The organism is Vibrio sp. 10N.222.49.C9 (assembly GCF_041474985.1).
Classification (GTDB): domain Bacteria; phylum Pseudomonadota; class Gammaproteobacteria; order Enterobacterales; family Vibrionaceae; genus Vibrio; species Vibrio crassostreae_C.
This window is the reverse complement of sequence record NZ_JBFRVD010000666.1, coordinates 1-290: the sequence shown is the minus strand read 5'-3', so window position 1 is coordinate 290 and position 290 is coordinate 1. Positions and strand designations below refer to the sequence as shown.

The window sequence follows — 290 nt, the reverse complement described above, 5'->3', positions numbered from 1 at the left end:
CATCAAAGGAGTAATGGAAGCCACCCGTTGGAGTCCATCGGTCTTGATTGCGACCTTCTTGCTTGGCAATCAAGTACTTGATTGCTCGGTGCAACAATAAGTCAGGGTAGCGACGAATAGGAGACGTGAAGTGTGCGTATCGCTTCAGTGCTAGTCCAAAGTGCCCAGCGTTGTCGGGATTATACACAGCTTGCTTCATTGAGCGTAGCAACATTGTCTGAATCAGCTCTTTATCCGGTCGCTGGGTGACAACGTGCATCAAATCGGCGTAATCAGTCGGTGACGGCTCT

1 protein-coding gene is annotated in these 290 nt (G+C 50.0%); it reads right to left on the bottom strand.

Annotated features, from left to right (window positions below; all coding sequences use genetic code 11):
* The coding region (locus AB4585_RS24985; protein WP_372171449.1) for an RNB domain-containing ribonuclease at positions 1–290 on the bottom strand (290 nt) is incomplete at both ends.